Consider the following 22,961-nt stretch of genomic DNA (forward strand, 5'->3'; position numbering starts at 1 on the left):
GACAAGCGTTCCGACTTCGGCGCACGAGACCGGGCGGCGGCGGCCTCGCCGGTGGCCTCGGTGCAGGGCGACGGGGCGGCCCCGACGGTCGGCGGAGTGCGCCCGGATCCGGTGTCTCGGGCCGCCTCTGTGGGATGATACGCTGTCGGCCCCGCGTCAGACGCCGTGTGGGGTCTTTTTCCCCAGGGGTCTCCAACGGCCGCACATGAAATCGACACGGAAGGGACTTCGTGACGGCGAACTGTCCAAGGACAACTACGAGCGGCTCAACTGTGTCGAGTGCGAGAAGACGCTGAAGAAGAAGAACGACCCCGACGAAGTGTTCTCCGTCCGAACCTGTCCTGAGTGCGGCCGACAGTGGAAAGAGCTGAGATAACTACTCGAACACCGCATCGAACGCCCGCGCCCCGAGCGGATCGAACGTCCCCGCGGCGACGTTCTCCGCGACGTGATCCGTCCGGGAGGCACCGACGAGCGCCGCCGTCACCCCGGGTGCCGACCGCGCGAAGTTGAGCGCGCGCTGGGCCGGCGTGTCACCGGCGAGTTCGGCGTCGACCGCCGCAGGGATCGACCGCGCGAGGTCCCCCTGGCCGATGCTCGCCGACGTGAACACGTCGAGCCCCCGCTCGTGGGCGTACCGGAGCGCGCTCTGCCGTCCGTCCTCGTCGCCATCGCCGTCACTGCCGCGGTGTCCATCACCGTGTGCCGCGACGGTGAACGCGTCGGCCATCGTCACGTTGAACGGGAGCTGGATCGCCGCGAGCCCCGACTCGGACGCGCCGGCGGCGTCGGCGGCGGCCTCCGCGCGGGCGACGACCTCCGCGAGCGAGAGGTACTGGTCGTGGGCGGGCGGCACCCGGAACGCGGTCCACGTCGCGACGCCGTACGCGCCGACGTCGCCCGTCGCCCGTCGCTCCTCTAAGCGCGTGAAGCTCCGTTCGAGCAGGTCGTACACCTCGTCGCGAGAGCGGGCGGCCAGTTGCGTCTCGGGGTTGTGCAGGTAGTAGAGGTCGATCTGGTCGAGCCCGAGGTTCGACAGCGAGCGGTCGAGCATCGCGTCGACGAACGCGGGGGTCAGACAGTGGCTCCCGCGGGCAAGGTCCGCGGGCGAGGCGAGCCCCGTGTCGAGGAACTCCCGGCGGACGTAGTCGGCGGGGTCGGCCGGGTGCGCGCCGTCGAACGGGACGAACCCGCCCTTCGTGGCGACGACGACCTCGTCGCGGTCGACGTCGGCGTCCGAAAGCGCCCGGCCGACGACGCGTTCCGAGCGCTGACAGCGGTAGTTGATCGCGGTGTCGACGAGGTTGACGCCGTGTTCGAGTGCCGCGACGAGCGCCGCGTAGTAGCGGTCGTCGACGGCGTCGGTGGGGTCGCCGAGGTAGGTGCCGATGCCGATCGAGGAGACGACGCCGGGCCCGAACCGGCGGAAGTAGGTGCGGCCGAAGCTGTCGCCAAAGCGGTCGCGGTAGCGCCAGGTTCCTTCGCCGGTGGCCATACCGATACGAACGAGGTCGGCGGGGTTAGGCGTTGATATCTGGCACTGGTCGGTCCGTGTGTGCGATGAGTTGTGGGACGGCCGAGCGAACGAGGCGGCCGGGGAGGTTCAGGGCGGTCCCGCCGCGCCCAGCTACCGTCTCCGTCGTCACGAGCGCCTCGACACGATCAACTCACGCGTCCCCACTGGACACCGCCTCGACGAAATCCGACTCGCGATCGGGACCGTTCAGACCGCCTCACGTCTCGCCGGACATCGAGTCGAACAGGCGCTCGACGAGCGCCTCGCGCTCGACGCGGAGGCCGCCGTCGGTGTCGACGACGCCGTCGTTCTGCGTGATCTGCGCGCCGCCCATCCGCGCGTGACCGCCCGCCGACGACCCGGGGACGTCAGCCAGCGCCGCCTCCAGCGTCCGGCCCATGTGGACCCGGTCGTCCCGCGATCGCCCCGAGAGGTAGATGTTCCCGCTCTTCTCGCCGACGACCACCGTGGCCGTCACCCCCTCCATCTTGATGAGTTCGTCCGCGGCCTGCGGGATCGCGTCCAGGTTCGACAGCGCGCCGATGTCGCTGACGAGGAACGGGCCGCGCACCTGCTTGCCGGCGATGGCGCGCGCTTTCGCCTCCAGCACCTCCTTCGACACCTCGGGGTTGGCGATCCGGTTGAGGAGGTCCTCGTCGACCCCCGGGTAGAGGTACGCCGCCGCCGAGAAGTCCGGGGCCGAACAGCCCGCGGTGAGCCGGTTGGTGTCGGTGAGGATCCCATAGAGGAGCCCCGTCGAGACGTCCGAGGGGAGCGTGTACTCGGCGGCGACCTCCGATGCGTGCATGTCGGGCGGGACGGGCGTCGCGCCCACGTCGCGGAAGTACTCGGCGATGATGCTCGAACAGGCCCCGTAGTCCGTACGGACGTCGGTGAACGCCTCGCCCGTGCCGTCACCGGGGTGGTGGTCGACGACGGCAAAGGGGAGGATCCCCTCGGCGCCGGCGAAGCCCCGTGGCTCGTTGTGGTCGACGAGGACGACCGCCTCGGCGGCGAGTTCGGAGACGTGGTCGATGTCGGCCATCTCGATGTCGAGTACCGTCCGAAAGGCACGGTTCTCCTGGTGGCGGATCTGTCCCGTGTACTGGAGCGTCACCGCCGTGTCGACCTGGCGCGCGAGGCACGCGACGCCGATGGCCGCGGCCATCGCGTCGGGATCGGGGTTCGGGTGCATCAACACCGCGACCTCGTCTCGGCTCTCGATCGTCTCCAAGAATCGCGTCCCCGTCGGTCGCTTGAATCGCAGGAGGGCGTACGTGCCACCGACGAGCGCGACGGCCGCGAGGACGACGGCCGCGGCGAGTTCCGGATACATCCGCACGAACGACTCGGCCTCGTCGAGCGCCGAACCGGCGTCGGGGACGAAGACGACGGCGTCCGTCCGTGGCGGCATACCCGCCCTGTCAATGTCGAAGGTCATGAAGATTCCCACATCGTGTCGTTCAGCGAGCGACGAATTACTCAGTGTTCCGCACGGTAGGCGTCGATCGCGGCCCGGTACCCCTCGCGGAACGTCGGGAAGTCGAACCCGTAGCCGAGCTCCCGGAGCCGTCGGTTCGAACAGCGCTTGCTCGTCAGGATCCGCCGCCGGGCGGCCTCCGACAGGTCGCCGTCGGCGAGCCGCTCGTCTTTCGTCCGCTTCGGCGGGCGGTCGACCCCGCAGGCGTCGGCGAGCCAGTCAGCGAACTCCCACTTCGAGACGGGTTCGTCGTCGACGACGAGCAGGACGCCGTCGACGTCGTGTTCGAGGGCGAACACGACCGCGCCGGCGGCGTCCTCCCGATGAACCATGTTGAGGTAGCCCTCGGTCACCGGCCCGTCGAGGTAGCGTTCGAGTCGGTACCGGTCCGGGCCGTAGAGCCCGGCGAAGCGCGTGACGGCCGACGGCATCGGTGCCGAGAGCGCCACCGCCTCGGCCTCGGCTAGGACGCGCGTCTTCTCCGTCGTCGGCTCCAGCGGCGTCTCCTCGTCGACCCAGTCGCCGCCGTGGTCGCCGTAGACGCCCGTCGACGAGGTGTACACCAGCCGCTCCGGTGGGGCGTCGCGGCCGGCGAACTCGTCGACCGCGTTCTGCAGCCCGTCGACGAACACCTGGCGGGCAGCGCCGGCTCCCCGGCCCCCGGAACTCGCCGCGAAGACCAGCCAGTCGGCGTCGGGAACGGCCGAGAGCGACTCGGGATCGGTGACGTCCGCGCGGACAGGGTCGAGCCCCGCCTCGGCGACGGCGTCGAGGCCCTCGTCGGAGCGGCGGACCCCGACGACGTCGTGGCCGCGGTCGTCAAGCTGGCGGCCGAGTGCGAGACCGACGTAGCCACAGCCGAGCACGACAGTTTTCATCGGGACCTCCTACTCGTTCCGGACGGCGATGACGCGGTGGATGGCCGCGAGTTCCGCGAGCGTCGTCGTCCGACGGCCCTCGAGCGACTGCTGGACCTCCTGGCCGGAGATGTCGAGGCCCGTCTCGGCGGCGAGCGTGTCGACGTCGAGCACCCCGGTCGTCATCCCCATCAGGAGTCGGTCGCGGAGTTCGAGCGTCATCGTCTCGGCGTCACGGTCGGCGTCGACCGCGAGGACGGCCATCGCCTCCTCGACGCTCAGCGTGACTTCGTCGTCCGCGGCGAGCGCTTCGAGGCGCGCCTCGTCGACGCCAGCGTCGGTCGCGACACGCGCGACGCCGTGTGCGTCGACGACGTCCGCGAGCGCTCGCTCGTACGCAGCCCGGAGTTCGGGGGCCGCGCGCGACGCCGGGTCGTCGACCACGTCGTAGAGCATGGCTATGTGTCGACGGGGCGGGGCCAAAACGGTTGTCACTCCCCCGAGCGTGGAAGTCAAACGCCCGGAACGGTCAGTAGAACGGCCACGGCCGCCCCGAACCCCCGAATCGACGGACGCGAGGGAACCGACCGCCGTCGGGAGAGCCGGGAGGGTCACTCCTCCCACCCCGGCGACGTCTCCTCGGTCTGCCCGTCGACGTCACCGACACCCGTCCGCCCCGGCGGGACGGCCACGAGGACCACGGTCCGGACCGAGAAGTCGATGCGGTCGGCGTGTCCGAGCGGTTCCGTGTTCCCGTCCCCGTCGATATCGAGTTCGGCCCGGCCGCCGTCGCGGACGTACGTGACCGTCTCGCCGGGCGTTCCCCGGTTCGTCCGGACGGCGAACCGCGAGTAGTGCCCCCGGACATCGACGTCCCAGACGTTCACCGTGACGTACCAGTTCGTCGGCGTCGGGAGGAGCGGGAGCCCCGCGGGGAGGACGACGACGTCGTCCTCGTAGCGGTCGGCGAGTCGGTCCGTCCCGTTCGCGACCACGCTCCCGGCCGCCGCGGTCAGGGCGGTCGTCGAGACGCGACGGACCGCGCTTGCGGTGTCGTTGACCGGGGCGTACGCGACGCGCGTCTCCGGGGAGGCACGCGCCTCGGCGACGGCGACGCGGAGGTGAACCCGGAGGCGGTCGGCCGCTCGGCCCTCGACGCCGGCGGCGTCGACGACCGCCGGCACGTACGAGCCGTTCGTGACGGCCAGCGCCGTCGTCGAGGGTCGGCTCCACTGCCCGAGCGCGGTGTCGATGGCGTCGTGGCGCTCGTCGGAGTCGAGCGACGTCTCGCGCGCGAGGACGACGTGCGTTCTGGCTTCGATCGCGTTCAGCGCCTTGCCGACATCCGCTTCGAGCCGCTCTCGCTCGTCCCGCGTCACGGGCGTGTCCGGGCCGGTGGCGTTCTCGGCCGCACGGAGCGTCGCGCGCCGGTCGTCGAGCGCCGTCGCGAGTCGAGCGGCCGGGTTCGACCGCCCCGTGGCGGCGTCGCCCATCCGGACGGCGACGGAGACGTTTCGAACTTCGCCGCGGAGGGCCATGAGGTCGGCCGACACCCACGCGTCGAGGTCGTCCGGCCGGGCACCGGTGACCGTGCCGGTCCGGTCGAGCGCGTCGGGGCCGCCGATCGCACGCGTCGCGACGACGCCGTCGACGCCGCCGCGCGCTCGAATCGCGCCCGGGAGACCGTCCCGTCGGCGGCCCCACCGTCGAGCATCGTGTGGGTCCGGCGCGGTGGGAACAGCCCACGAACGGTGCGCCCGGCGACGACCGCTGCGACGCGGTCGAACCCCGTCGGCGCGGCGGCGACGGCGGCGTCGCGCGCCGGCGGAACGCCGCTGTCGACGACGAGGGTCGCAGCGTGGACCGTCGCGTCGGCTGGCGGGGTGGGGCCGACGCGAACGCGTCCACGAAGGCTAGACCCGGGGTACCGTGACCAGGTCGCCACGATCTGGGTCCGGCCGTCGAGCGCCGGCCGGACGGCCTCGCCGACCGCGGCAACGAACCCTCCGGCGTACGGCGACACCCGCTCGTCGTCGACCGCGAGCGAGACGAGCGCTGCCTCCGCGAGGAGTTCAGCCAGCGTCCCGTAACTGACCCGTTGGACGGTGTCGTTCGTCCGGCGATCGACTCCCAGGTCGTACCGGACGGTCGCTGTCGTGGTCGCGAGCGTCTCGACGGCCGCCTCGTCGCGGCCGACGGTCCCGGGGTCGCTGGTCACGCTACCGCCGGCGGTGACGACCGAGAGGACGGCCGCGCTGACGAGCAGGAGGAACAGCGTCACGTCGAAGATCGTGCTGATGCCGCGGGTTCGGCCTGTCATCGCCACACCACCACGCGTAGGCGGCCAACGCGGACGCGGCCCGGTCCGAGACGGACGCTCACGCGCCGCGTGGCGCGGTCGCCGTGGACGGCCGGCGTCGGGCCGACCGCCCACGCCCGGCTGTCGGTCGTGAGCGTGACGTTGAGCCGGGTGCCCGACGGACGGGCGTCGACCGCCCGATCGAGACGCGCGGGGTGTGCGACGCCGCTGACGGAGACGGCGTCGTCGACGGCCGCGAGCGCCGGCTCTGCCAGGCCGCGGTCGGTCGGACGCCCCGCGTCGGCCAGGACGAGCGCGTAGACGGACAGCCCCACGCAGACCGCGAACAGCGCCGCGAGCGCCGCCAGCGGCTCCACCTGTGCACGACGCCGAGCGCCCTCGGCGGCGGCTCGACTGCTCGGGTTCACGTTCGGGCCTCCTGTCCGCGGTCGTGGGTTTCCGTCTCGGTCGGCGTCGACGCTGTTGACCGTGTCAGCTGCGGGGTCGGCTCCGTCGACCGGGTCGGCGGCGGTGTCGGCTCCCGGCGCCGGCGCATCCGCGTCCGGGAGTCGCTCGACGGCGAGCCCGTCGCGCCCGTCGAACACCGCGTCTTCGACGGCTTCGGCCTTCGCCAGTGCGAGGTCCGCGCGGCGTTCGACCGCGTCCGAAACCCCGTCGACGCCGCCGAGGTAGCCGCGGAGCGCCTGCGTGGCCGCCTCCATCTCTCCGAGCCGCGTCTCCACATCGTCGAGGCGGCGTTCGACCGCGTCGAGTCGGGTCGCGACGTCGGTCGCGTCGGCGACGCTCGTGAGGTCCGTGTGGCCGTCCGTCACCGCCACGCTCGACCGCCTCCAGCCGTCGCGTCAGATCGTCGGTCATGCGCTCCGGTGGCCGCCTCCCCATCGATAAACTCTCGCCCCGATCGATCAGCCCGGATCTGAGATAACGAAAGTATAAAAAGCTGATAGAATCACGTACGGGACATGAAGTCCGCCCTGATCGGTGTGGGCCAGGCCGGCGGCAAACTCGTCAGCGCCCTCCACGCGTTCGACGCTGCCGAGAGCCACGGTGCCGTCCGCCGTGCCTACGCAGTCAACACCGCCACAGCCGACCTCCAGTCGCTCCCCAGCGGGATCGAGACCCTCCTCGTCGGACAGTCACGCGTCTCCGGCCACGGGGTCGGTGGCGACAACGAACTCGGCGCGCAGGTGATGCGCGAGGACGCGACCGAGGTGCTCGACGCCGTCACGATCACCTCGGAGATCGACGCGATCTTCGTCGTCGCGGGGCTCGGCGGCGGCACCGGCTCCGGCGGCGCGCCGGTGCTCGCCCAGGAACTCAAGCGGGTGTACGACCGCCCCGTCTACGGCATCGGTGTCCTCCCGGGGCGCGACGAGGGGGCGATGTACCAGGTGAACGCGGGCCGATCGCTGAAGACGCTAGCGCGGGAGGCCGACTCGGTCGTCCTCGTCGACAACGACGCGTTCCGGCAGGCGGGCGAGAGCCTCGGCGGGGGGTTCGACCGCATCAACGAGGCCATCGCCACACGGCTGGGACTCCTGCTGGCGGCGGGCGAGACGACGGGCGACGGCGTCGCGGAGTCGGTCGTCGACTCGTCGGAGCTCATCAACACGCTGCGGAACGGCCAACTCGCCGCGGTCGGCTACGCGGACGCGGTGGCCGCACCCGACGCCGAGGAGAATGTCAACGTCGTGACGAGCATCACCCGGCGGGCGGTGCTGACGGGGACGAGCGTTCCCGACGCGGAGACGGCCGACGCGGCGCTCGTGGTCGTGGCGGGTCGCCCGGCGGCGATCCCGAGAAAAGGCGTCGAGCGGGCGCGCCGCTGGGTCGAAGACGAGACCGGCAGTATGCAGGTCCGCGGCGGCGACTTCCCGCTCGCCTCCGACTCGCTCGCGTCGCTCGTCCTTTTGAGCGGCGTCGAGCGGACCGAGCGCCTCCGGGCGTTCTTCGAGCGCGCACGCGAGGCACAGGCCGAACCCGCCGACCCGGTCGGGACGGCCGACGACGCCGCGGCGGGCTGGGCCGTCGACGAACTCGACGACCTGTAACTACTGCCTGACGAGGCTACCGCCGTCGAACTCGGTGCGCGTGTAGTCGAGTTCCATCAGGTCGAGGATCGTCGGCGCGATGTCGAAGAGGTCGGCGTCCTCGACGACCACGTCGGGGTCGTCGACGATCAGAGACGCGTTGTCGAACGAGTGCATCCCGTTGCGCGGGCCCTGTGAGAACACCGACTCCTTGTGCTTGAAGCCGGATTTGAGGTCGAAGCCGTGGTTCGGGACGACGACGAGGTCGGGCGCGATCTCGTCGTGGTCGCCGCGGAACGCCTCCTCCTTCTCGACGACGCGGTCGGCGACCTTCTTCCCGTCGGGGCCCTCCCACGCCTCTAACTCCGATTTGAGTTCGTCGCGGGCCGCCTCGTACTCCGCTTGCGGGACCGACCCGCGGGGCTCTCTGCCTTCGAGGTTGATGTAGAACCGACCGGGGATGAGCGAGTACGCCCGGGTCTCGTCGGCGATATCGGCCAGTTCCTCGTGATCGTCGCCGTCGTACGAGAGCCACCCCTGCTCTTCGAGCCAGGTGTTGCAGTTGACCTCGTAGTCCAGGGACGTGAAGCCGTGGTCGGAGGCGACGACGAGCGTCACGTCGTCGGGGAGCATCGACCGGATCTTCCCGAGGTACTCGTCGACCTGGCGATAGAACTCGAGGAACAGTTCGCGGTTCTCCTCCTTGAGCCCCTCCGTGTCGCCGCTCGCGCCGGGTGCGAGCCGCTCGTAGTCCTTGAACAGGAAGTGGTTGACTCTGTCCGTGGTCATGAAGACGCCGAAGAAGAGGTCCCAGTCGTCCTCGGAGAGGTAGTGGCTGAACGCCTCGAACCGCGCGTCGAGCGTGCGGTGGGCGTCCTCCATGAACTCGGTCTTGTCCTCGTCGTGGCCGAGTTTGGCGTTGACGTCGATGGCGTAGTCGATCGACTTGAGGTAGTTCGCGACGTCGTCGGGGAGCGCCGCCTTGTCGACCGACGGCGAGAGGAAGCCCGAGACCATACGCTGGACGTTCCGCTGGGGCGGGAACGTGACGGGGACGTTGAACACCGTGGCGTCGCGGCCGTCCTGACTCACGCGGTCCCACAGCCGCGTCGCCTGGACGTCCCGACCCATCGGAACGTAGGTGTCGTACGAACCGTTCTCGCGGTCTTGGAAGCCGTAGACGCCGGTCTCGCCGGGGTTCACGCCCGTGGTGAGCGCGGGCCAGCAGGCGCTGGATTCGGGCGGAACGATGCTGTCGATCGCTCCGGCGCTCCCCTCGTTGATGAGCGAGGCGACGTTGGGGAACTCCTCGGGGTGCTCGCTGAGCAGCGTGAACGGTACCCCGTCGATTCCGATGAAGGCGACGCGCGGGTTGTCGGTTCCGCGCAGTCGGTCGAACAGTCCCATACCATTTCATACCTGAGAGGGACACAAGAAGCTTCTTTTCCGGTGACGTTCTTGCGGAGACCTCGGGGAACAGGTGTAGAGTGATGGTTTTCCGTGCGGTGGGCGACGAGAGTCGGCCGACCTCCGGGGCAGGGAGGGACAGCGAGACGACCGTACGGGCACGGGTACGGCAGAGGAGACGTGACGGCCGGTAGTCGGTCGTCCGAGATAGCGGATCCTCAGTCGTGTGAGACCGTGAGACCACCGCACGACACGCGGGCGCGGTGGACCGCAGCCTCGTTCCACCCCAGCCGGGTCGCTCGCGGACGGAGCCGCGAGCAGGCCCCTCGCGCGCCGCTCGCTCACTCCGTTCACTCACTCCCGCGCGCCAACCGCAACCACGCGGAGTGGTGGCGCGTGGCGTCGCGGCTGGCGGTCCGCGACCCGCGCGCGAGTGACACGAGCGTCCGAGTACCGCAGTCGGCTGGGGAGGTCTGTGGCGTCACCGCCCTGGCGACCGCGCGGGCAGGGTGCCGTTCACCTCCCTGGTGTGGCCCCGACTCGTTCGTCCCCTGCCGTCGACGACACAGCGCCACCGAGCGATACCCGACCGTCGCAACCCCTTCGGTAGAAGACCGGACTTCGAGACGCTACCGGACCGGCGGCGAAGGAGCAAAGTCCGCCGCGGGGTAACGAGAACTGTGAAAGAGTACCAGCAGAAGCAACTGTTGGAGCGCGTCAACAGGGAGGGCGCGACCGTCGGCGCGGACATTCCCGAGCGGATCGCCGTCCAGGGCGAGGAGATCAACCTCCGGGAGTTCGTCTTCGAGATCAAGCGCCGGGACACCATCCCCCCGGGCGAGCGCGACCGGGTCGAGCGCGCGAAGAAGAACCTCCGACGCGAGCGGCTCCAGCGGCTCCAGCGCATCGAACGCAACGAGGTCTCCTACGGAGAGGGCGAGCGACTGGTCGAGAGCATCGTCGGGATTGACCGGGCGCTGAACGCCCTCGAACAGCTCCGGCCCGCAGACCTCGAACGCGAGGCGAAAGCGCAGAAGGCCGCCGACCAGAAGCGGTGGATGAAGTTCCTCCGGCAGGCGCTCGGCCGCGAGGACGCCACCAAGCCGAACAGACGATGAGCCGGAACGACGAGGTCGCCGCGCTGTTCGAGGAGTTCGCCGACCTACTAGAGGCCCAGGACGTCTCGTACAAGCCACAGACCTACCGCCGGGCCGCCGAGAACATCCGCGAGTTCGGCCAGCCGATCGAGGCGGTCGCCGCGGAGGGCGAGTCCGCGCTGGCGGAGATCGACGGCGTCGGCGACGCCATCTCCTCGAAGATCGTCGAGTACTTCGAGGTGGGCGCGATCGAGGAACTGGAGGAGGCCCGCGCCGACCTGCCCGTGGAGATGGCGGCGCTGACCCGCGTCGAGGGCGTCGGCCCAAAGACCGTGGGCCGGCTGTACGAGGCGCTGGGCGTCGAGACGCTCGACGACCTCGAAACCGCAGCCAGCGAGGGGAAGATCCGCGAGGTGAAGGGGTTCGGCGCGAAGACGGAGGAGAACATCCTCGAGAACATCCCCTTTGCACGCGAGGCGCGCGAACGCTCACTGCTGGGTGAGGCACGCCCCGTCGCCGACGACCTGCTCGCGTTCCTCTCGGGCTACGAGGTCGTCGCCGAGGCGTCGGTCGCGGGCTCGATCCGTCGGTGGCGTGAGACCATCGGCGACGTCGACGTGCTGGTCGCCAGCGAGGACGCAGAGCGGGTCGTCGCGGCCTTCACCGACTGGGAGGACGCGACGACGGTCATCGAGAGCGGGACGAGCAAGGCGTCGGTCCGCGTCGACGGACTCCGGGTCGACCTCCGCGTCGTCGTCCCCGGGGAGTACGGGGCCGCCCTGCAGTACTTCACCGGGAGCAAAGAGCACAACGTCACCCTCCGGAACCGAGCCATCGCACGCGGCCTGAAGATGAACGAGTACGGCGTCTTCGACGTCTCCGACGTGGAAGAGCCCGACGCCGGCCAGCGCGTCGGCGAGCGGATCGCCGGGCGCACCGAGGAGGAGATGTACGCGGTGCTGGACCTGGCGTGGATGCCACCCGAACTCAGAGAGGACACGGGCGAGGTCGAGGCCGCCGCCGCCGACGACCTGCCGGCGCCCGTGACGACCGACGAGGTCCGCGGGGACCTCCACACCCACACTGACTGGTCGGACGGACGCGCCACCCTCGACGAGATGCTCGCCGGCGCGGTGGAGCGCGGCTACGACTACTACGCCGTGACCGACCACGCCACGGGCCCGGGGATGGTCGGCGGCGTCGGCCTCTCCGACGAGGAGTTGGCCGAGCAGGCGTCGGTCGTGGCCGAGGCGGCCGCTTCGGTCGAGGCCGAGATCGAGGTGTTCCACGGCGTCGAGGCGAACATCGACGCCGAAGGTGAGCTTTCAGTCGGCGACGACCTCCTCGGCCGGCTCGACATCGTCGTCGCGTCGCCGCACGCCGCGCTCGATCAAGGGCGCGAGGAGGCGACCGACCGGCTCGTGCGCGCGGTCGAACACCCCGCGGTGGACGTTCTCGGCCACCCCTCGGGACGGCTGTTGAACCGTCGCGCGGGGCTCGAACTCGACCGCGAGCGGATCGCCGCGGCCGCCGCCGCCGCCGGCACGGCGCTGGAGGTGAACGCCAACCCTCACCGCCTCGACCTCTCGGGGACGGGCGTCCGCGCGGCGGTCGACGCCGGCGCGGTCGTCGTCGTGAACACCGACGCACACGCGCCCTCGGAGCTGGACTACGTCCGGTACGGCGTCCACACGGCGCGGCGCGGGTGGGCCGAATCGGCGGACGTGCTCAACACCTGGCGCGCGGCCGACGTGCGGTCGTTCGTCGACGACGAGTGAGTCCGATGCCCGACCGCCTCCTTCTCGATGCGATGCTGGGGAAGCTGGCCCGGTACCTCCGGATGTGTGGCTACGACGCGGCGTACGCGCTCGACCGCGGTGTCGAGGCCGACGACGATCTCCTCGCGGTCGCGACTGCGGAGGACCGGACGCTCGTCACCCGGGACCGCCAGCTGGCCACGCGGGCTCCCCGGGGGGTGCGCATCGACTCGCGGGAGGTCACGGACCAGCTCCGCGAGCTCCGACGGGCGGGATTCGAGCTGTCGCTCGCGGGGGAGCCAGCGCGGTGTGGGCGGTGCAACGGACCGGTGGAGCCGATCGACGAGGACGCGTCGGTGCCCGATTACGCGCCCGAGCCGTCGGAGACTCCGTGTTACCGGTGTCGCGACTGCGAGCAGGTGTTCTGGAAGGGGAGCCACTGGGAGGACGTCAGAGAACGCATCGAAGGCTTGTGACAGGGTCGTCCGCCGCACAGTCACGGACGGACGGAGGCGCTGTCGCCGACGGATGGACGCGCGGTCAGGGAGACACCTCGAAGAACAGCATCACGACGAGGGGAAGGGCGCTCGCACCGCCGAAGGCGATGCCCGCCGCCGCGTTCGGTGGGGAGATCGCAGCGGCGAAGACGGCGAGGTGGCGGCCGACGACGAAGCCGAGTTCCGAGTTGCGTTTCACAGAAGTTCGAGGCGGAAGCCCACGACTTCAGTCGTGGGTAGCTTACTCGAAAGCCGTACGCGTGGCGTACAAAGAGCGACGAGCCGTGCGCACACCGGCAGGCGGGAGAACGAGCGTCGTGAACGCGGTGAGGGTGTCTCGCGAAGGGGTCAACGAGGCGTCCACTCCTCGCAGGCTTCCATGTCGTCCATCAGGTCGTCGTGGAGGCCGCAGTACGGCTGGATGCCCGTGTCGGTGCGGACGTAGTCGAAGTGCTGGCAGCTACCGCAGTACGTGTCGCCGACCTGTCGAGGGGTCGGCTCGTCGCCCGAGTTGGGGACGAACTCCGTGCCGTCGTCACTGGCGTCGAGCGGCGAGCGGATGTCGGAGGCGGACGCGCCGCCGTCGGACGCCGTCGTCGAGTCGCCGGGAGAAGCCCGCACGCTCGACGCGCGCTGTGTGGCCGACCGGGACGAGGATTCCGACGCCGGCGCGGCCGTGGGCGGCGGAGACGAGGTCGGCTCGGGCGAGAACATTGACGTGCTCCACGACGCACGGTCGCCGGTGCCGTCGGTCCCGTCAGAACCACCGGAGCCGGTCTGCGTCTCGACGCCGCCGTCGGGCTGCGAGCCGAGGAAGCCGACGCCGCTGGCTCCGCCCCGGGGAACCTCGACGATTTTCGTCTCGCCCTGCCGGGTGACCTCCATCCGCACCGTGCCGCCGGGCGCGTTCCGCGTCTTGAAGTTGGCGATGCCGACGAAGAGCCACCAGAACGTCGTGATGAGCCCGAAGAAGTAGACGCCGACGGTGGGGAGCGTGAGGTCCATGAGGCCGGCCCCGCAGTTCGACCCGGACCACTGGCAGGGGTAGGCGTGCCAGAAGAGACCGACGCCGAGGACGGCGATGCTGGCCCCGAGGAGGGCGGCCGCACGCGTCCGTCTGGCCGACGGGAGGACGGTCAGGACGCCCAGGAAGACGGCCGGGACGCCGATCCCGCCGAGGACGCCGCCGACGTGCCGACTGTTCGTGATCCCTTCGACGGTCGCAGTCGTGTACAAGACGTCCGTCGCCGCAACGAGAATGCCACCCAGGACGAGCAACGCCCCGACGAGGAAGAGTCCGACTCCCGCGTACAGCCGCCGGAGGTCCGGGCGGTGTTCGCCCGACCGTCCCTCCCCTGTGTACACCTCCGAGAGACTGGTCATACGCCCGAATACACCGCCCGCACACAAAACGCTACGTCAGACGGTCGCATGACACCGACGGCGACGGGCCGAACGCGACGGGGGGACGGCGGCCGGCCGTGGCGCGTCGGGCCGGCTCGCCGAGCGAACCCAGACGGGTCGAGACCGGAAGGGAAGGGATTATTGTCGGCGATGGCCAACCGTCGCGTATGGCAGACGACGAAGAAGACGAGGGGCCTGTCGTCGAACTCGGCGAGCGCGAACCGGTCGACGGGCAGCCGCTCGCGCGGGTCGCGTCCAGGCTGACCTGGCCGAAGGAGAAGAGTCGCGTGGTCGAGAAGGAAGGCGACAGCATCGTCCGTACGCCGGAGGGGCCGCGCGAACTCGCCGCCGTTCTCGACGCAGTAGACGTGTCCTACTTCGACACGCGCGCGTCGTTCGTGACGGCCGTCACCGACGCCGTCGGACACGGTCCCGTCCGGACCGAGTAGGGCGTGACGCGACTCGAACGGCTCTCTGTCGCCCGGCTCGAACACCTCTCGTGGGTACAGCGGACGCTGCTCGTCGGCGTCGTTCTCTCCGTTGTCTGGGGTGCCTGGCACGTCCCACAGGGGAACCTCACGATGCGTGCCCTGCGCGACGCCGTCGTCTTCGTGGCGGTGCCGGCCGCGCTCGCCGTCACCCACGGCCGGCATCTCGGCTGGCGGGTGGACCGGCGCGCGCTCCGAAACGCCGTGCTCGTCGCGGCGTTCGTCCTCCCGTTTTATCTCGTCGGCTCGTCGCTCCCGAGCATCCGTGCGTACTACCCGATGTGGCAGACGTCGACGGCGCTGGGGTCGTTCCTCCCCCACGCCCTCCAGCAGTTCGTCGTCGTCGTCGCCGCCGAGACGTACTACCGGGGGCTCCTCTGCGTGGGCGTGCGGGACGAACTCGGGTTCAAGAGCGTCTTCATCTCGCCAGTCGTGTACGCGCTCCACCACGTCGGCAAGCCGCCGATCGAACTCCTCCTGTCGGGGCCGACGGACGTGCTGTTCGGGGCCGTCGACTACGACGCCAACTCGATCCTCCCCTCGGTCGTCGCCCACGGGATGGGTCTCGCGCTCCTCGACTGGCTCGTCCTCCACCCACCGCTGGTCCCCACGGAGCGGGTCGTCGAGTGGTTTTCGTTCCTCCCCATCCCGCTGTGAGTGTGCTCCCGGTGTGTCGCGTGTGCTCCCCGAAACTGTCTTGCACTGCAGACACACTACCATACCTTTTCTTCGGTCGCCGACCAAACCGAACCTGATGACGCTTCCGATCGATCCGTCCGTTCTCAGCGGCGACGACATCGGTGAACACCGCACGACGCTCCACATGGAGCACGAGGAGGCGATCGAACACGTCCGCGACGCGTTCAAGCGGGCGGGGTTCGGCACCGCGGTGGAGTTTTCCGTCTCCGACCTGCTGCACGAGAAGATCGGAGTCGACCGCGACCCGTACTACGTCCTCGGCGCGTGCAGCCCCGAGGTCGCGAACCGGGCGCTCGACGCCAGCGACGACGAACTCGGCGGGCTGATGCCGTGTAACGTCATCGTCCGGCAGACCGAACCCGGCGTGCAGGAGGTGTACCACGTCAGCATCATGCGCATCGCCCGGCTCGTCGGGATGGCCCCCGACGACGAGGAGATGGCCGACATCGTCGCCACCACGGGCGAGATGGTCGAGGACGCGTGGTCGAACCTCGACGCGACCGTGGAAGCCGACGACTGAGCCGCGGCCGCAGGTCACTCTTTTTCGTCGTCCTCTTCGAGTGCCGCCTCCAGTTCGCTGACGCGCGCTTCGAGGTCCTCGACGTCGTCTCCGCGGAGGTAGCGCCAGCCGAGGAGGGCGAGGACGACCGGGAGCCCGAACAGCGCGATCATGAGCAGGAGGATGACGAGCAGCTCCGGACCGCCCGGGACCCCGGGGAACAGTGGGACCATGCTCGACGGTGCGGTACCATCGATGATAGGTTTGTTCCTCGAACGGTCGACGACGGTCAGCCGTCGGCTCCGAAGTCGGCCAGCGTCGCCTGGAGCCCCGACACCATCGTCGACTTCCGGCGCAACTGCTGGAGCGAGACCGGGAGATACGGGGCGACAGAGCGGACCGCGCCCCCGAGCGTCTCCGCGCGGCCGCCCTCCTCGTCGAACGCGTTCCGGACGCTCTCGCGGACCTGCCAGACGCCACAGGGACCCCAGTAGTCGTCGGAGACGTGTCTGAGGACCAGCACCTTCGCCTGTCGGCCCCGCGATTCGAGGTGTTCGAGCACGCCCAGCCGCGAGGCGTGGTACGCGCCCGCGGTCTCTTCGACGTAGCCCGTCCGGCCCTCCCGCCCCTCGCGGTCGGCGGCGAGCCACACACCCGAATCGGGATCGGGGTTCCAGACGCTTCCCGGGGCCTTCATCTCGACGAGTTCGAACTCCCACGCGCCGGGCGCGAGGACGACCCAGAACGCGTTGCCCAGGAACTCGTTGCGGTACACTTCGACGCGGTCCACGGCGGGGGCGTCGCGGATCCTGCCGCGGAGGTACTGCCCGAGGGTGTCGTCGACGGCCGTGATCGACCACCGGGTCGGGACGAGCCGTCGATTGTGTGCCTGCCCGAGCGCGCCGGCCGAGAGGATCGTGTTGATGTCGTACACGTCGAAGCCCCGCCGGTAGAGATACGTCATCGCCCCCTGTGCGTTCCAGTCGTCGTCCTCCAGTGTCTTCTCGACGGGCGAGGGGACGTGGGGGTTCTCGCCCAACTCGGCCGATTGCGCACGGGCGCGCGGCCCCGTCGGGGTGGCGATGTCGTCTCGGCCGGGATCGAGATCGACGTCCGGGCGGCCGTCGAGTCCGATCTCCACGGTCACGGGTCGGTCCGCGATCGCGACCTCGCGCTGGACGCCGAGGAAGCCGTCCCACGCGTCGTGGACGCCCTCGACCGCCGCCGACTGGTTCGAGTTCAAAAGCGAGGTGCGCCGCTGGAACACGTCCGAGATGGAGACGCCCTCGTGGTACCACTCCGCGCTCGTCTCGAACGCGGCCGCGTCCTCGTCGTGTCCGACGGGCGAGAGGATGCCCGTCGACACGCGCGGGTAGTTCGCGCGACCGACGAAGATCGAGGGCGACACCCCGCCGTAGAGCGCGTCCCCCTGGACGACCTCGTCGAACCGGTCCTCGAAGCGCTGGAGGTGGTCGACGATGGCGTAGGACTTCTCTTCGGCGAGGCGGCGACGCTCGGCGCGCTCGTTCGCCTCGATGTCGAGGTAGTCGTCGAGGCGCATTCGCTTTCTCTAGAGGCGGTCCGCTGATAAGGGTTGTCGGCCGCGCGCTGCGCCGTTCGCCGTGCTGACGGCTTGCCCCGCCAGTTCACCCGCGTGCCCGCTCGACGATCGCGTCCCGGGCCCGCTTCGCACACTCCTTGTCACCCCAGCCGAAGTGGAGCGTGCGCTCGTTGACCGGGTCGGAGAGGAGTCCGCCGGTGTCGGGGGTGACGCCGACCAGTTCGAGTTGGATGTAGCCGATGGTGATCCCACCGGCGAAGTCGACGCCGCAGATCTCGTCGAAGGGGACCGTCCGGTCGTCGAACCGCGAGCGCGCGGTCCGCTCGACGACGACTCGGTCCTCGTACACCGCGAGGGTACCGTCTTGGAACACGCAGACCACGACCGCCTCGGCGTGGGCCTGCTCGCCGACGCCGTCGGTTGAGGTGTCCCCTGCGTCGTCGCGGTCGCCACCCCAGGGCAGGTCTATCATCGTCCCCCTGTACCGCGTGAGACGACAAGAAGCGTCGGGCCCGACCTCGTCGTACCGGCGTCGTTTCCGGGGCGTCGGCCGGCCGGCTCGAACGGACTGCTGTCAGTCAGGACCGGATCGATCACAGCTGTCCCGCGACCGGCCGGGACCCGGTGACAGCAGTTCGTCTCAGGCGTGGATGTCCATCGCCTCGATCTGTTCTTGGTACCGGTTCCGGATCGTGACCTCGGTGACCTGCGCGACGTCGGCGACCTCGCGCTGGGTCTTCTTCTCGTTGCACAGTAGTGAGGCGGCGTAGATCGCCGCCGCGGCGAACCCTGTGGGCGACTTCCCCGACAGCAGACCCGCTTCGGCCGTGGTCTCGATGATCTCTTCGGCCTTCGACTGGACCTCCTTCGAGAGGTCGAGTTCGGAGCAGAAACGGGGGACGTACTTCTTCGGGTCGACGGGCTTCATCTCCAACCCGAGTTCCTGGGAGATGTACCGGTACGTGCGGCCGATCTCCTTCCGCTCGACGCGCGAGACGTCGGCGATCTCCTCGAGCGACCGTGGGATCCCCTCCTTCCGGCAGGCGGCGTACAGCGCGCTCGTGGCGACGCCCTCGATACTTCGTCCGCGGATGAGGTCTTCGCCGAGCGCCCGTCGGTAGATGACCGACGCCACTTCCCGGACCGAGCGGGGGACCCCGAGCGCGCTTGCCATGCGGTCGATCTCGCTCAGCGCGAACTGGAGGTTGCGCTCGCCGGCGTCCTTCGTCCGGATGCGCTCTTGCCACTTGCGCAGCCGGTGCATCTGTGAGCGTTTCTCCGAGGAGAGCGACCGTCCGTAGGCGTCTTTGTCCTTCCAGTCGATCGTCGTCGTCAGGCCCTTGTCGTGCATCGTCTGCGTCGTCGGAGCCCCCACCCTCGATTTCTCCTGTCGCTCGGAGTGGTTGAACGCCCGCCACTCCGGTCCCCGGTCGATCTGTTCCTCCTCGACGACGATTCCCGTCGGTTCGTGGATGAGTTCGCCGTCGGCCGTCCGGACGAGTTCGTCGGAGTCCACCTCGTCGAGGTCGATCCCGTCGTCGTCCTCCGTCTCGTCGGCCTGCCATCGTCGCCGGTCCGTGTCGCGCGTTCGCTGACGGGTGGGCCGTGTCATCACGTTTTTCACGTCCATCTCCACTGACACTTAAGCGTGGGGGCCGGTGCGGTCGCGTCACGGCCGGCGGACGGGAACGAACGGTCTTAGTGTCCCGCCACCGAGGTCGAGACGATGCCGAGTGTCGAGTGTGACCCGGACGCGGCCCGACGACGCCTCGCAGCGGCGGACGTCGACGTCGAACCCGGGAACACCGAGTATGAACGGTGGCGAGCAGCACGCGGCGACGCGGTCGCCGTCGCCTACGACGACAAGGTGGTCGTCCAGGGAGCCCAGCCCGTCGATCTCCTCGCGCTCCTCCGGGAGGGTGGTGGGCGCGCCCACGTCTACTTCGACGGCGCGAGTCGGGGGAACCCGGGACCGGCGGCGGTGGGGTACGCCATCGTCACCGCCGACGGGATCGTCGCCGAGGGAGGCGAGCGGATCGGCGAGACGACGAACAACCGTGCGGAGTACGAGGCGCTCGTGCGCGCGCTGGAGGTCGCCCGCGACCACGGCTTCGACGAGGTGGACCTCCGCGGTGATTCGGAACTGATCGTCAAGCAGGTACGCGGCGAGTGGAACACCAACGACCCGGGCCTCCGCGAGCGCCGCGTCACCGTGCGGGAACTGCTGTCGGAGTTCGACCGCTGGTCGCTCGAACACGTTCCGCGGGAGATAAACGATCGCGCCGACTCGCTGGCGAACAGGGCACTCGACGATGGCTGACGACGTTCCGGACGACCTGATCGAGGAGGCCGAACGACTGACGCGGCTGGCGCGCGACGTGCCGGACCCCGCCGAGGCGGCGGCCCACCGCGACCGACGCGACGAGATGCTCGCCGAGATCGGGTACACCGCGCGCTACCGCACCAACGACGACACGCTGGTGTTGAACCCCGCGGAGTGGTTCGAGGACGGCGTCGTCCGCACGGAGCGCATCGACGACCTCTCGCGCACCATCGAGCGGCCGCTGTCGGACGCCGGGGCGGACGACAAGTGGCGTGCCGTCGAGGAGCACAACGCCGCGCTGGTCGAACGGGTCGACGCAGAACACGGACCCGTCCACGCGGCGAACGGACGCGCGTTCGCCGACTTCATGGGGAACCACTACACGCGACGGGTCGAGACGGCGTCTCGGCGCGAGCTCCGGGAGTTCCTCGACGAGTACTACCCCAGGAACGCCTGGCCAAGCGAGCGTCAAAAAACGGTTGTCGAGGAGTCGTTGCGACTCCTGTTCGAGACGGCCGGAGCCGACCTGCCCGACTACAGGTGAGCGTCGATCAGTTCCTGGATCTCGTCCGCGCGCTCGTCACCGGTGACGAACTTCGACAGCATCCAGTTGAACCGGTCGAGAACTGTCTGGTGCCCTTTATCAGTCAGTTCGTACTGGTTCGTTCGCTTGTCGAGTTCGCTCTTGTCGACGAGCTCCATCTCGACGAGGTCGTCGAGGTTGGGGTAGAGTCGCCCGTGGTTGACTTCGGTGCCGTAGTAGTCCTCGAGATGGCGCTTGATAGCCAGCCCGTACATCGGCTCCTCGGCGAGGATAACGAGGATGTTCTGCTGGAACGCGGTCAGATCGCGCGCCAAGCCAGATTCTGTGCCCAGTGATTGTGCCTCTGACATACTACTCGAAATGTCACCGGGGCACTTAACACTTCGTATACCATTGTTTCTTTCGATAAATATAAGTATAATAAAAGACAGAGTAACCGAGAACATTTGACTGAAACGGGCAAATTAGGCTGAATTTGCCGTATAGTGACTTACTAGGTCACTTGTGAGGGGGTTAGACGGTCATCGGGCAACGTTCGGACAGGAACGCCGTCAGCTGGAGTGACGCGGCCGCGAGACCGAGACCGAGAGGGAGAGGAGACCGACGGATTTTTGCGCCGGTCAGCGGAGAACCAGGTATGGTTAACCTGTGGGAAGACATGGAGACGGGCCCGGACGCGCCTGATGTCGTCTACGCCGTCGTCGAGTGTCTGAAAGGTGAGCGGAACAAGTACGAGTACGACAAGGACGTCCCGGGCGTCGTCCTCGACCGCGTGCTCCACTCGAACGTCCACTACCCGTCGGACTACGGGTTCATGCCCCAGACCTACTACGACGACGGCGACCCGTTCGACGTGCTCGTGCTCGTCGAGGACCAGACGTTCCCCGGCTGTGTCATCGAAGCCCGCCCCGTCGCCCTGATGGGCATGGACGACGACGGCGAGAAGGACGACAAGGTCATCGCGGTCCCCACCGAGGACCCCCGGTACGACCACGTCGAGGACGTCGACGACCTCACCGACCAGCAGAAAGCGGAGATCAGCGAGTTCTTCGAGACGTACAAGAACCTCGAGGAGGGCAAGGAAGTCGAAACGCTTGGCTGGGACGACGCCGCCGCCGCGAAGGAGGCCATCGAACACGCGATGGACCTCTACGAGGAGCAGTTCGCCTAACCCGATCACCGACTTTTTTTGGGCCGTTCGACGAGCTGAAGCGTATGCCCTCCCTCCGAACGCCGCTCACCCGACAGCTCGGTATCGACGTCCCTGTCGTCCAGGCTCCGATCGGGAGCGCGACGTCCCCAGCGCTCGCCGCCGCCGTCGCCGAGGCCGGCGGGCTCGGGACGCTCGCCGTGACCTGGCGCGACCCCGCGGACGTCCCCGCGGCCGTCGCGGCGACCCGCCGTCGGACCGACGGCCCGGTCGGCGCGAACGTCGTCGTCGACCCCGGCGCCACGGCGACGCCGACGGACGCGCTGGTCGACGCCTGTCTCGACGCCGGCGTCGACGTGCTGTCGCTCTCGTTCGGTGACGCGACGCCCTACGTCGGCCGGGCGCACGACGCCGGCGTCGACGTGTGGGTGACCGTCGGGAGCGCGGCCGAGGCCCAGGAGGCCGTCGCCGCCGGCGCGGACGTCGTCGTGACGCAGGGAGTCGAGGCCGGGGGACATCTCCAGAGCGACGTGTCGACGATGGCGCTCGTCCCCCGCGTCGTCGACGCCGTCGACGTCCCGGTCGTCGCCGCGGGTGGGATCGGCGACGGGCGCGGACTCGCGGCCGTTCTCGCGCTCGGTGCCGACGCGGGGTGGCTCGGGACGCGCTTCGTCGCCACCGAGGAGGCGCGTGCGCACACCCGGTACCGTCGACGGATCGTCTCGGCGGCCGAGACGGACACCGTCTCCGGGACGCCGTTCGACGAAGGGTGGCCGGACGTTCCCCACCGCGTCCTCCGCAACGCCACCGTGGACGAGTGGGACGCGAGGGGTCGCCCACCCCGCGGCGAGCGGCCCGGCGAGGGCGACGTGGTCGCCCGGGTCGACGGGACGGACGTCCGGCGGTACGAGGACTCGCTCGCTAGCCCCGAGGCGACCGGTGACGTCGAGGCGCTGCCGCTGTACGCGGGACAGAGTAGCGGTCTCGTCTCGGACGTGCGGCCGGCGGAGACGGTCGTCGAGCGACTCGTCACGGAGGCGCGCGAGGCGCTCCGGAGCCTCCCCGGGTGAGCGTATACCCACCGGTTATCACTCGGCTCGCTGTCGATAAATTATGCGCATGAGTAATCTTTAGTGGTTGGCCCCTCGATAGGGAGACGAGATGGCAGCCAGACACCACCACCTCGGCATCGACCACCTGACGGTCGTCCCCGCCCCCGCGCCGGTGGGCGGCGGGAACGGCGGCGGGGAGAACGGGTCGAAGACCGAGACACGCGACCGAGACGCCTGAGTTGCGGTGTGTAGCGGTGGTGCGCGGAGGGCAATCCCTTTT

The 22,961-nt window shown here is 69.6% G+C and carries 27 protein-coding genes and 1 pseudogene; 13 read left to right on the forward strand and 15 right to left on the reverse strand.

What is annotated here, in order from left to right:
• Positions 1 to 205: 205 nt before the first annotated feature.
• Positions 206 to 376: an HVO_0758 family zinc finger protein gene (locus NKJ07_RS10840; RefSeq protein WP_318566842.1), complete on the forward strand. Its 171-nt coding sequence runs from the start codon at positions 206 to 208 to the stop codon at positions 374 to 376.
• Here NKJ07_RS10840 and NKJ07_RS10845 read toward each other — a convergent pair whose 3' ends face one another.
• The 7 genes and pseudogenes from NKJ07_RS10845 to NKJ07_RS10875 form a co-directional block, all read right to left on the reverse strand.
• Positions 377 to 1,495: an aldo/keto reductase gene (locus NKJ07_RS10845; RefSeq protein ID WP_318566843.1), complete on the reverse strand. Its 1,119-nt coding sequence runs from the start codon at positions 1,493 to 1,495 to the stop codon at positions 377 to 379.
• A gap of 238 nt (positions 1,496 to 1,733) precedes the next feature.
• Positions 1,734 to 2,930: a DHH family phosphoesterase gene (locus NKJ07_RS10850; RefSeq protein ID WP_425504641.1), complete on the reverse strand. Its 1,197-nt coding sequence runs from the start codon at positions 2,928 to 2,930 to the stop codon at positions 1,734 to 1,736.
• Between the two features lie 68 nt (positions 2,931 to 2,998).
• Positions 2,999 to 3,874 (reverse strand): SDR family oxidoreductase, encoded by an 876-nt coding sequence (locus NKJ07_RS10855; protein WP_318566844.1) that lies wholly within the window; start codon positions 3,872 to 3,874, stop codon positions 2,999 to 3,001.
• Positions 3,875 to 3,883: 9 nt separating this feature from the next.
• Positions 3,884 to 4,309 (reverse strand): DUF5791 family protein, encoded by a 426-nt coding sequence (locus NKJ07_RS10860; protein WP_318566845.1) that lies wholly within the window; start codon positions 4,307 to 4,309, stop codon positions 3,884 to 3,886.
• A 155-nt stretch (positions 4,310 to 4,464) separates the two neighbouring features.
• The gene (locus tag NKJ07_RS10865) at positions 4,465 to 5,523 is read right to left on the reverse strand and encodes a DUF7286 family protein (protein WP_425504760.1); all 1,059 of its coding nucleotides are present in this window, start codon (positions 5,521 to 5,523) and stop codon (positions 4,465 to 4,467) included.
• Between the two features lie 20 nt (positions 5,524 to 5,543).
• A pseudogene (locus NKJ07_RS10870) lies at positions 5,544 to 6,173 on the reverse strand (DUF7284 family protein); the annotation flags it as partial.
• Positions 6,170 to 6,991, reverse strand: coding sequence for a DUF7285 family protein (locus NKJ07_RS10875; protein ID WP_318566848.1), 822 nt, complete (start codon positions 6,989 to 6,991; stop codon positions 6,170 to 6,172). The pseudogene NKJ07_RS10870 and the gene NKJ07_RS10875, both read right to left, overlap by 4 nt.
• Before the next feature lie 144 nt (positions 6,992 to 7,135).
• On the opposite strand from NKJ07_RS10875, the gene NKJ07_RS10880 reads away from it, so the two are divergent.
• Positions 7,136 to 8,224 carry a tubulin/FtsZ family protein gene (locus NKJ07_RS10880; protein WP_318566849.1) on the forward strand — a complete coding sequence of 363 codons (1,089 nt, stop codon included), beginning with the start codon at positions 7,136 to 7,138 and terminating at the stop codon, positions 8,222 to 8,224.
• Here NKJ07_RS10880 and NKJ07_RS10885 read toward each other — a convergent pair whose 3' ends face one another.
• Positions 8,225 to 9,610: an alkaline phosphatase family protein gene (locus NKJ07_RS10885; protein WP_318566850.1), complete on the reverse strand. Its 1,386-nt coding sequence runs from the start codon at positions 9,608 to 9,610 to the stop codon at positions 8,225 to 8,227.
• 680 nt (positions 9,611 to 10,290) lie between these two features.
• On the opposite strand from NKJ07_RS10885, the gene NKJ07_RS10890 reads away from it, so the two are divergent.
• The 3 genes from NKJ07_RS10890 to NKJ07_RS10900 are packed head-to-tail and all read left to right on the forward strand — an operon-like array spanning position 10,291 to position 12,940.
• Positions 10,291 to 10,728 carry a DUF5788 family protein gene (locus NKJ07_RS10890; RefSeq protein WP_318566851.1) on the forward strand — a complete coding sequence of 146 codons (438 nt, stop codon included), beginning with the start codon at positions 10,291 to 10,293 and terminating at the stop codon, positions 10,726 to 10,728.
• The gene (gene polX, locus NKJ07_RS10895) at positions 10,725 to 12,485 is read left to right on the forward strand and encodes a DNA polymerase/3'-5' exonuclease PolX (RefSeq protein ID WP_318566852.1); all 1,761 of its coding nucleotides are present in this window, start codon (positions 10,725 to 10,727) and stop codon (positions 12,483 to 12,485) included. Before NKJ07_RS10890 ends, polX begins: the two co-directional genes overlap by 4 nt.
• A gap of 5 nt (positions 12,486 to 12,490) precedes the next feature.
• Positions 12,491 to 12,940: a Mut7-C RNAse domain-containing protein gene (locus tag NKJ07_RS10900; protein WP_318566853.1), complete on the forward strand. Its 450-nt coding sequence runs from the start codon at positions 12,491 to 12,493 to the stop codon at positions 12,938 to 12,940.
• Positions 12,941 to 13,004: 64 nt separating this feature from the next.
• Here NKJ07_RS10900 and NKJ07_RS10905 read toward each other — a convergent pair whose 3' ends face one another.
• Both NKJ07_RS10905 and NKJ07_RS10910 read right to left on the reverse strand, forming a co-directional pair.
• Positions 13,005 to 13,160, reverse strand: coding sequence for a hypothetical protein (locus tag NKJ07_RS10905; protein ID WP_318566854.1), 156 nt, complete (start codon positions 13,158 to 13,160; stop codon positions 13,005 to 13,007).
• Between the two features lie 149 nt (positions 13,161 to 13,309).
• On the reverse strand, positions 13,310 to 14,344 hold the full coding sequence (locus tag NKJ07_RS10910; RefSeq protein ID WP_318566855.1) for a cell division protein CdpA domain-containing protein: 1,035 nt from the start codon (positions 14,342 to 14,344) through the stop codon (positions 13,310 to 13,312).
• A 188-nt stretch (positions 14,345 to 14,532) separates the two neighbouring features.
• Between NKJ07_RS10910 and NKJ07_RS10915 the strand changes: the two genes are divergently transcribed.
• The 3 genes from NKJ07_RS10915 (at position 14,533) to NKJ07_RS10925 (ending at position 16,072) form a co-directional block, all read left to right on the forward strand.
• Positions 14,533 to 14,814 (forward strand): DUF5789 family protein, encoded by a 282-nt coding sequence (locus NKJ07_RS10915; RefSeq protein ID WP_318566856.1) that lies wholly within the window; start codon positions 14,533 to 14,535, stop codon positions 14,812 to 14,814.
• A gap of 132 nt (positions 14,815 to 14,946) precedes the next feature.
• The gene (locus tag NKJ07_RS10920) at positions 14,947 to 15,510 is read left to right on the forward strand and encodes a CPBP family glutamic-type intramembrane protease (RefSeq protein ID WP_318570446.1); all 564 of its coding nucleotides are present in this window, start codon (positions 14,947 to 14,949) and stop codon (positions 15,508 to 15,510) included.
• Between the two features lie 97 nt (positions 15,511 to 15,607).
• Complete coding sequence (locus NKJ07_RS10925; RefSeq protein WP_318566857.1) at positions 15,608 to 16,072, forward strand: DUF302 domain-containing protein; 465 nt, start codon at positions 15,608 to 15,610, stop codon at positions 16,070 to 16,072.
• Positions 16,073 to 16,086: 14 nt separating this feature from the next.
• Here NKJ07_RS10925 and NKJ07_RS10930 read toward each other — a convergent pair whose 3' ends face one another.
• From NKJ07_RS10930 to NKJ07_RS10945, 4 genes are all read right to left on the reverse strand, one after another.
• Positions 16,087 to 16,284: a preprotein translocase subunit TatA gene (locus tag NKJ07_RS10930; RefSeq protein WP_318566858.1), complete on the reverse strand. Its 198-nt coding sequence runs from the start codon at positions 16,282 to 16,284 to the stop codon at positions 16,087 to 16,089.
• A gap of 56 nt (positions 16,285 to 16,340) precedes the next feature.
• Positions 16,341 to 17,612, reverse strand: a complete 1,272-nt coding sequence (gene nreA / locus NKJ07_RS10935) for a DNA repair protein NreA (RefSeq protein ID WP_318566859.1) — start codon at positions 17,610 to 17,612, stop codon at positions 16,341 to 16,343.
• 85 nt (positions 17,613 to 17,697) lie between these two features.
• Positions 17,698 to 18,084, reverse strand: a complete 387-nt coding sequence (locus tag NKJ07_RS10940; protein WP_318566860.1) for a hypothetical protein — start codon at positions 18,082 to 18,084, stop codon at positions 17,698 to 17,700.
• A gap of 168 nt (positions 18,085 to 18,252) precedes the next feature.
• A complete protein-coding gene (locus NKJ07_RS10945) occupies positions 18,253 to 19,224 on the reverse strand; it encodes a transcription initiation factor IIB (protein WP_318566861.1) in 972 nt (323 codons plus the stop codon).
• A 114-nt stretch (positions 19,225 to 19,338) separates the two neighbouring features.
• Here NKJ07_RS10945 and rnhA point away from each other — a divergent pair, with 114 nt between their 5' ends.
• Positions 19,339 to 19,932: a ribonuclease HI gene (gene rnhA, locus NKJ07_RS10950; protein ID WP_318566862.1), complete on the forward strand. Its 594-nt coding sequence runs from the start codon at positions 19,339 to 19,341 to the stop codon at positions 19,930 to 19,932.
• Complete coding sequence (locus NKJ07_RS10955; protein ID WP_318566863.1) at positions 19,925 to 20,479, forward strand: DUF7108 family protein; 555 nt, start codon at positions 19,925 to 19,927, stop codon at positions 20,477 to 20,479. The genes rnhA and NKJ07_RS10955 overlap by 8 nt, the downstream gene beginning before the upstream one ends.
• Here the strand turns inward: NKJ07_RS10955 and NKJ07_RS10960 are convergent.
• A complete protein-coding gene (locus NKJ07_RS10960; protein ID WP_318566864.1) occupies positions 20,470 to 20,829 on the reverse strand; it encodes a PadR family transcriptional regulator in 360 nt (119 codons plus the stop codon). The two genes, NKJ07_RS10955 and NKJ07_RS10960, sit on opposite strands and share 10 nt — an antisense overlap.
• A gap of 287 nt (positions 20,830 to 21,116) precedes the next feature.
• Here NKJ07_RS10960 and NKJ07_RS10965 point away from each other — a divergent pair, with 287 nt between their 5' ends.
• The 3 genes from NKJ07_RS10965 to NKJ07_RS10975 all read left to right on the forward strand — a co-directional run bounded on the left by NKJ07_RS10965 (position 21,117) and on the right by NKJ07_RS10975 (position 22,919).
• Positions 21,117 to 21,650: an inorganic diphosphatase gene (locus tag NKJ07_RS10965; protein ID WP_318566865.1), complete on the forward strand. Its 534-nt coding sequence runs from the start codon at positions 21,117 to 21,119 to the stop codon at positions 21,648 to 21,650.
• A 44-nt stretch (positions 21,651 to 21,694) separates the two neighbouring features.
• Positions 21,695 to 22,699, forward strand: coding sequence for an NAD(P)H-dependent flavin oxidoreductase (locus NKJ07_RS10970; protein ID WP_318566866.1), 1,005 nt, complete (start codon positions 21,695 to 21,697; stop codon positions 22,697 to 22,699).
• A 91-nt stretch (positions 22,700 to 22,790) separates the two neighbouring features.
• Positions 22,791 to 22,919: a hypothetical protein gene (locus NKJ07_RS10975; RefSeq protein WP_318566867.1), complete on the forward strand. Its 129-nt coding sequence runs from the start codon at positions 22,791 to 22,793 to the stop codon at positions 22,917 to 22,919.
• Positions 22,920 to 22,961: the final 42 nt, after the last annotated feature.

The sequence above is a fragment of the Salinigranum marinum genome, from assembly GCF_024228675.1.
Lineage (GTDB): Archaea > Halobacteriota > Halobacteria > Halobacteriales > Haloferacaceae > Salinigranum > Salinigranum marinum.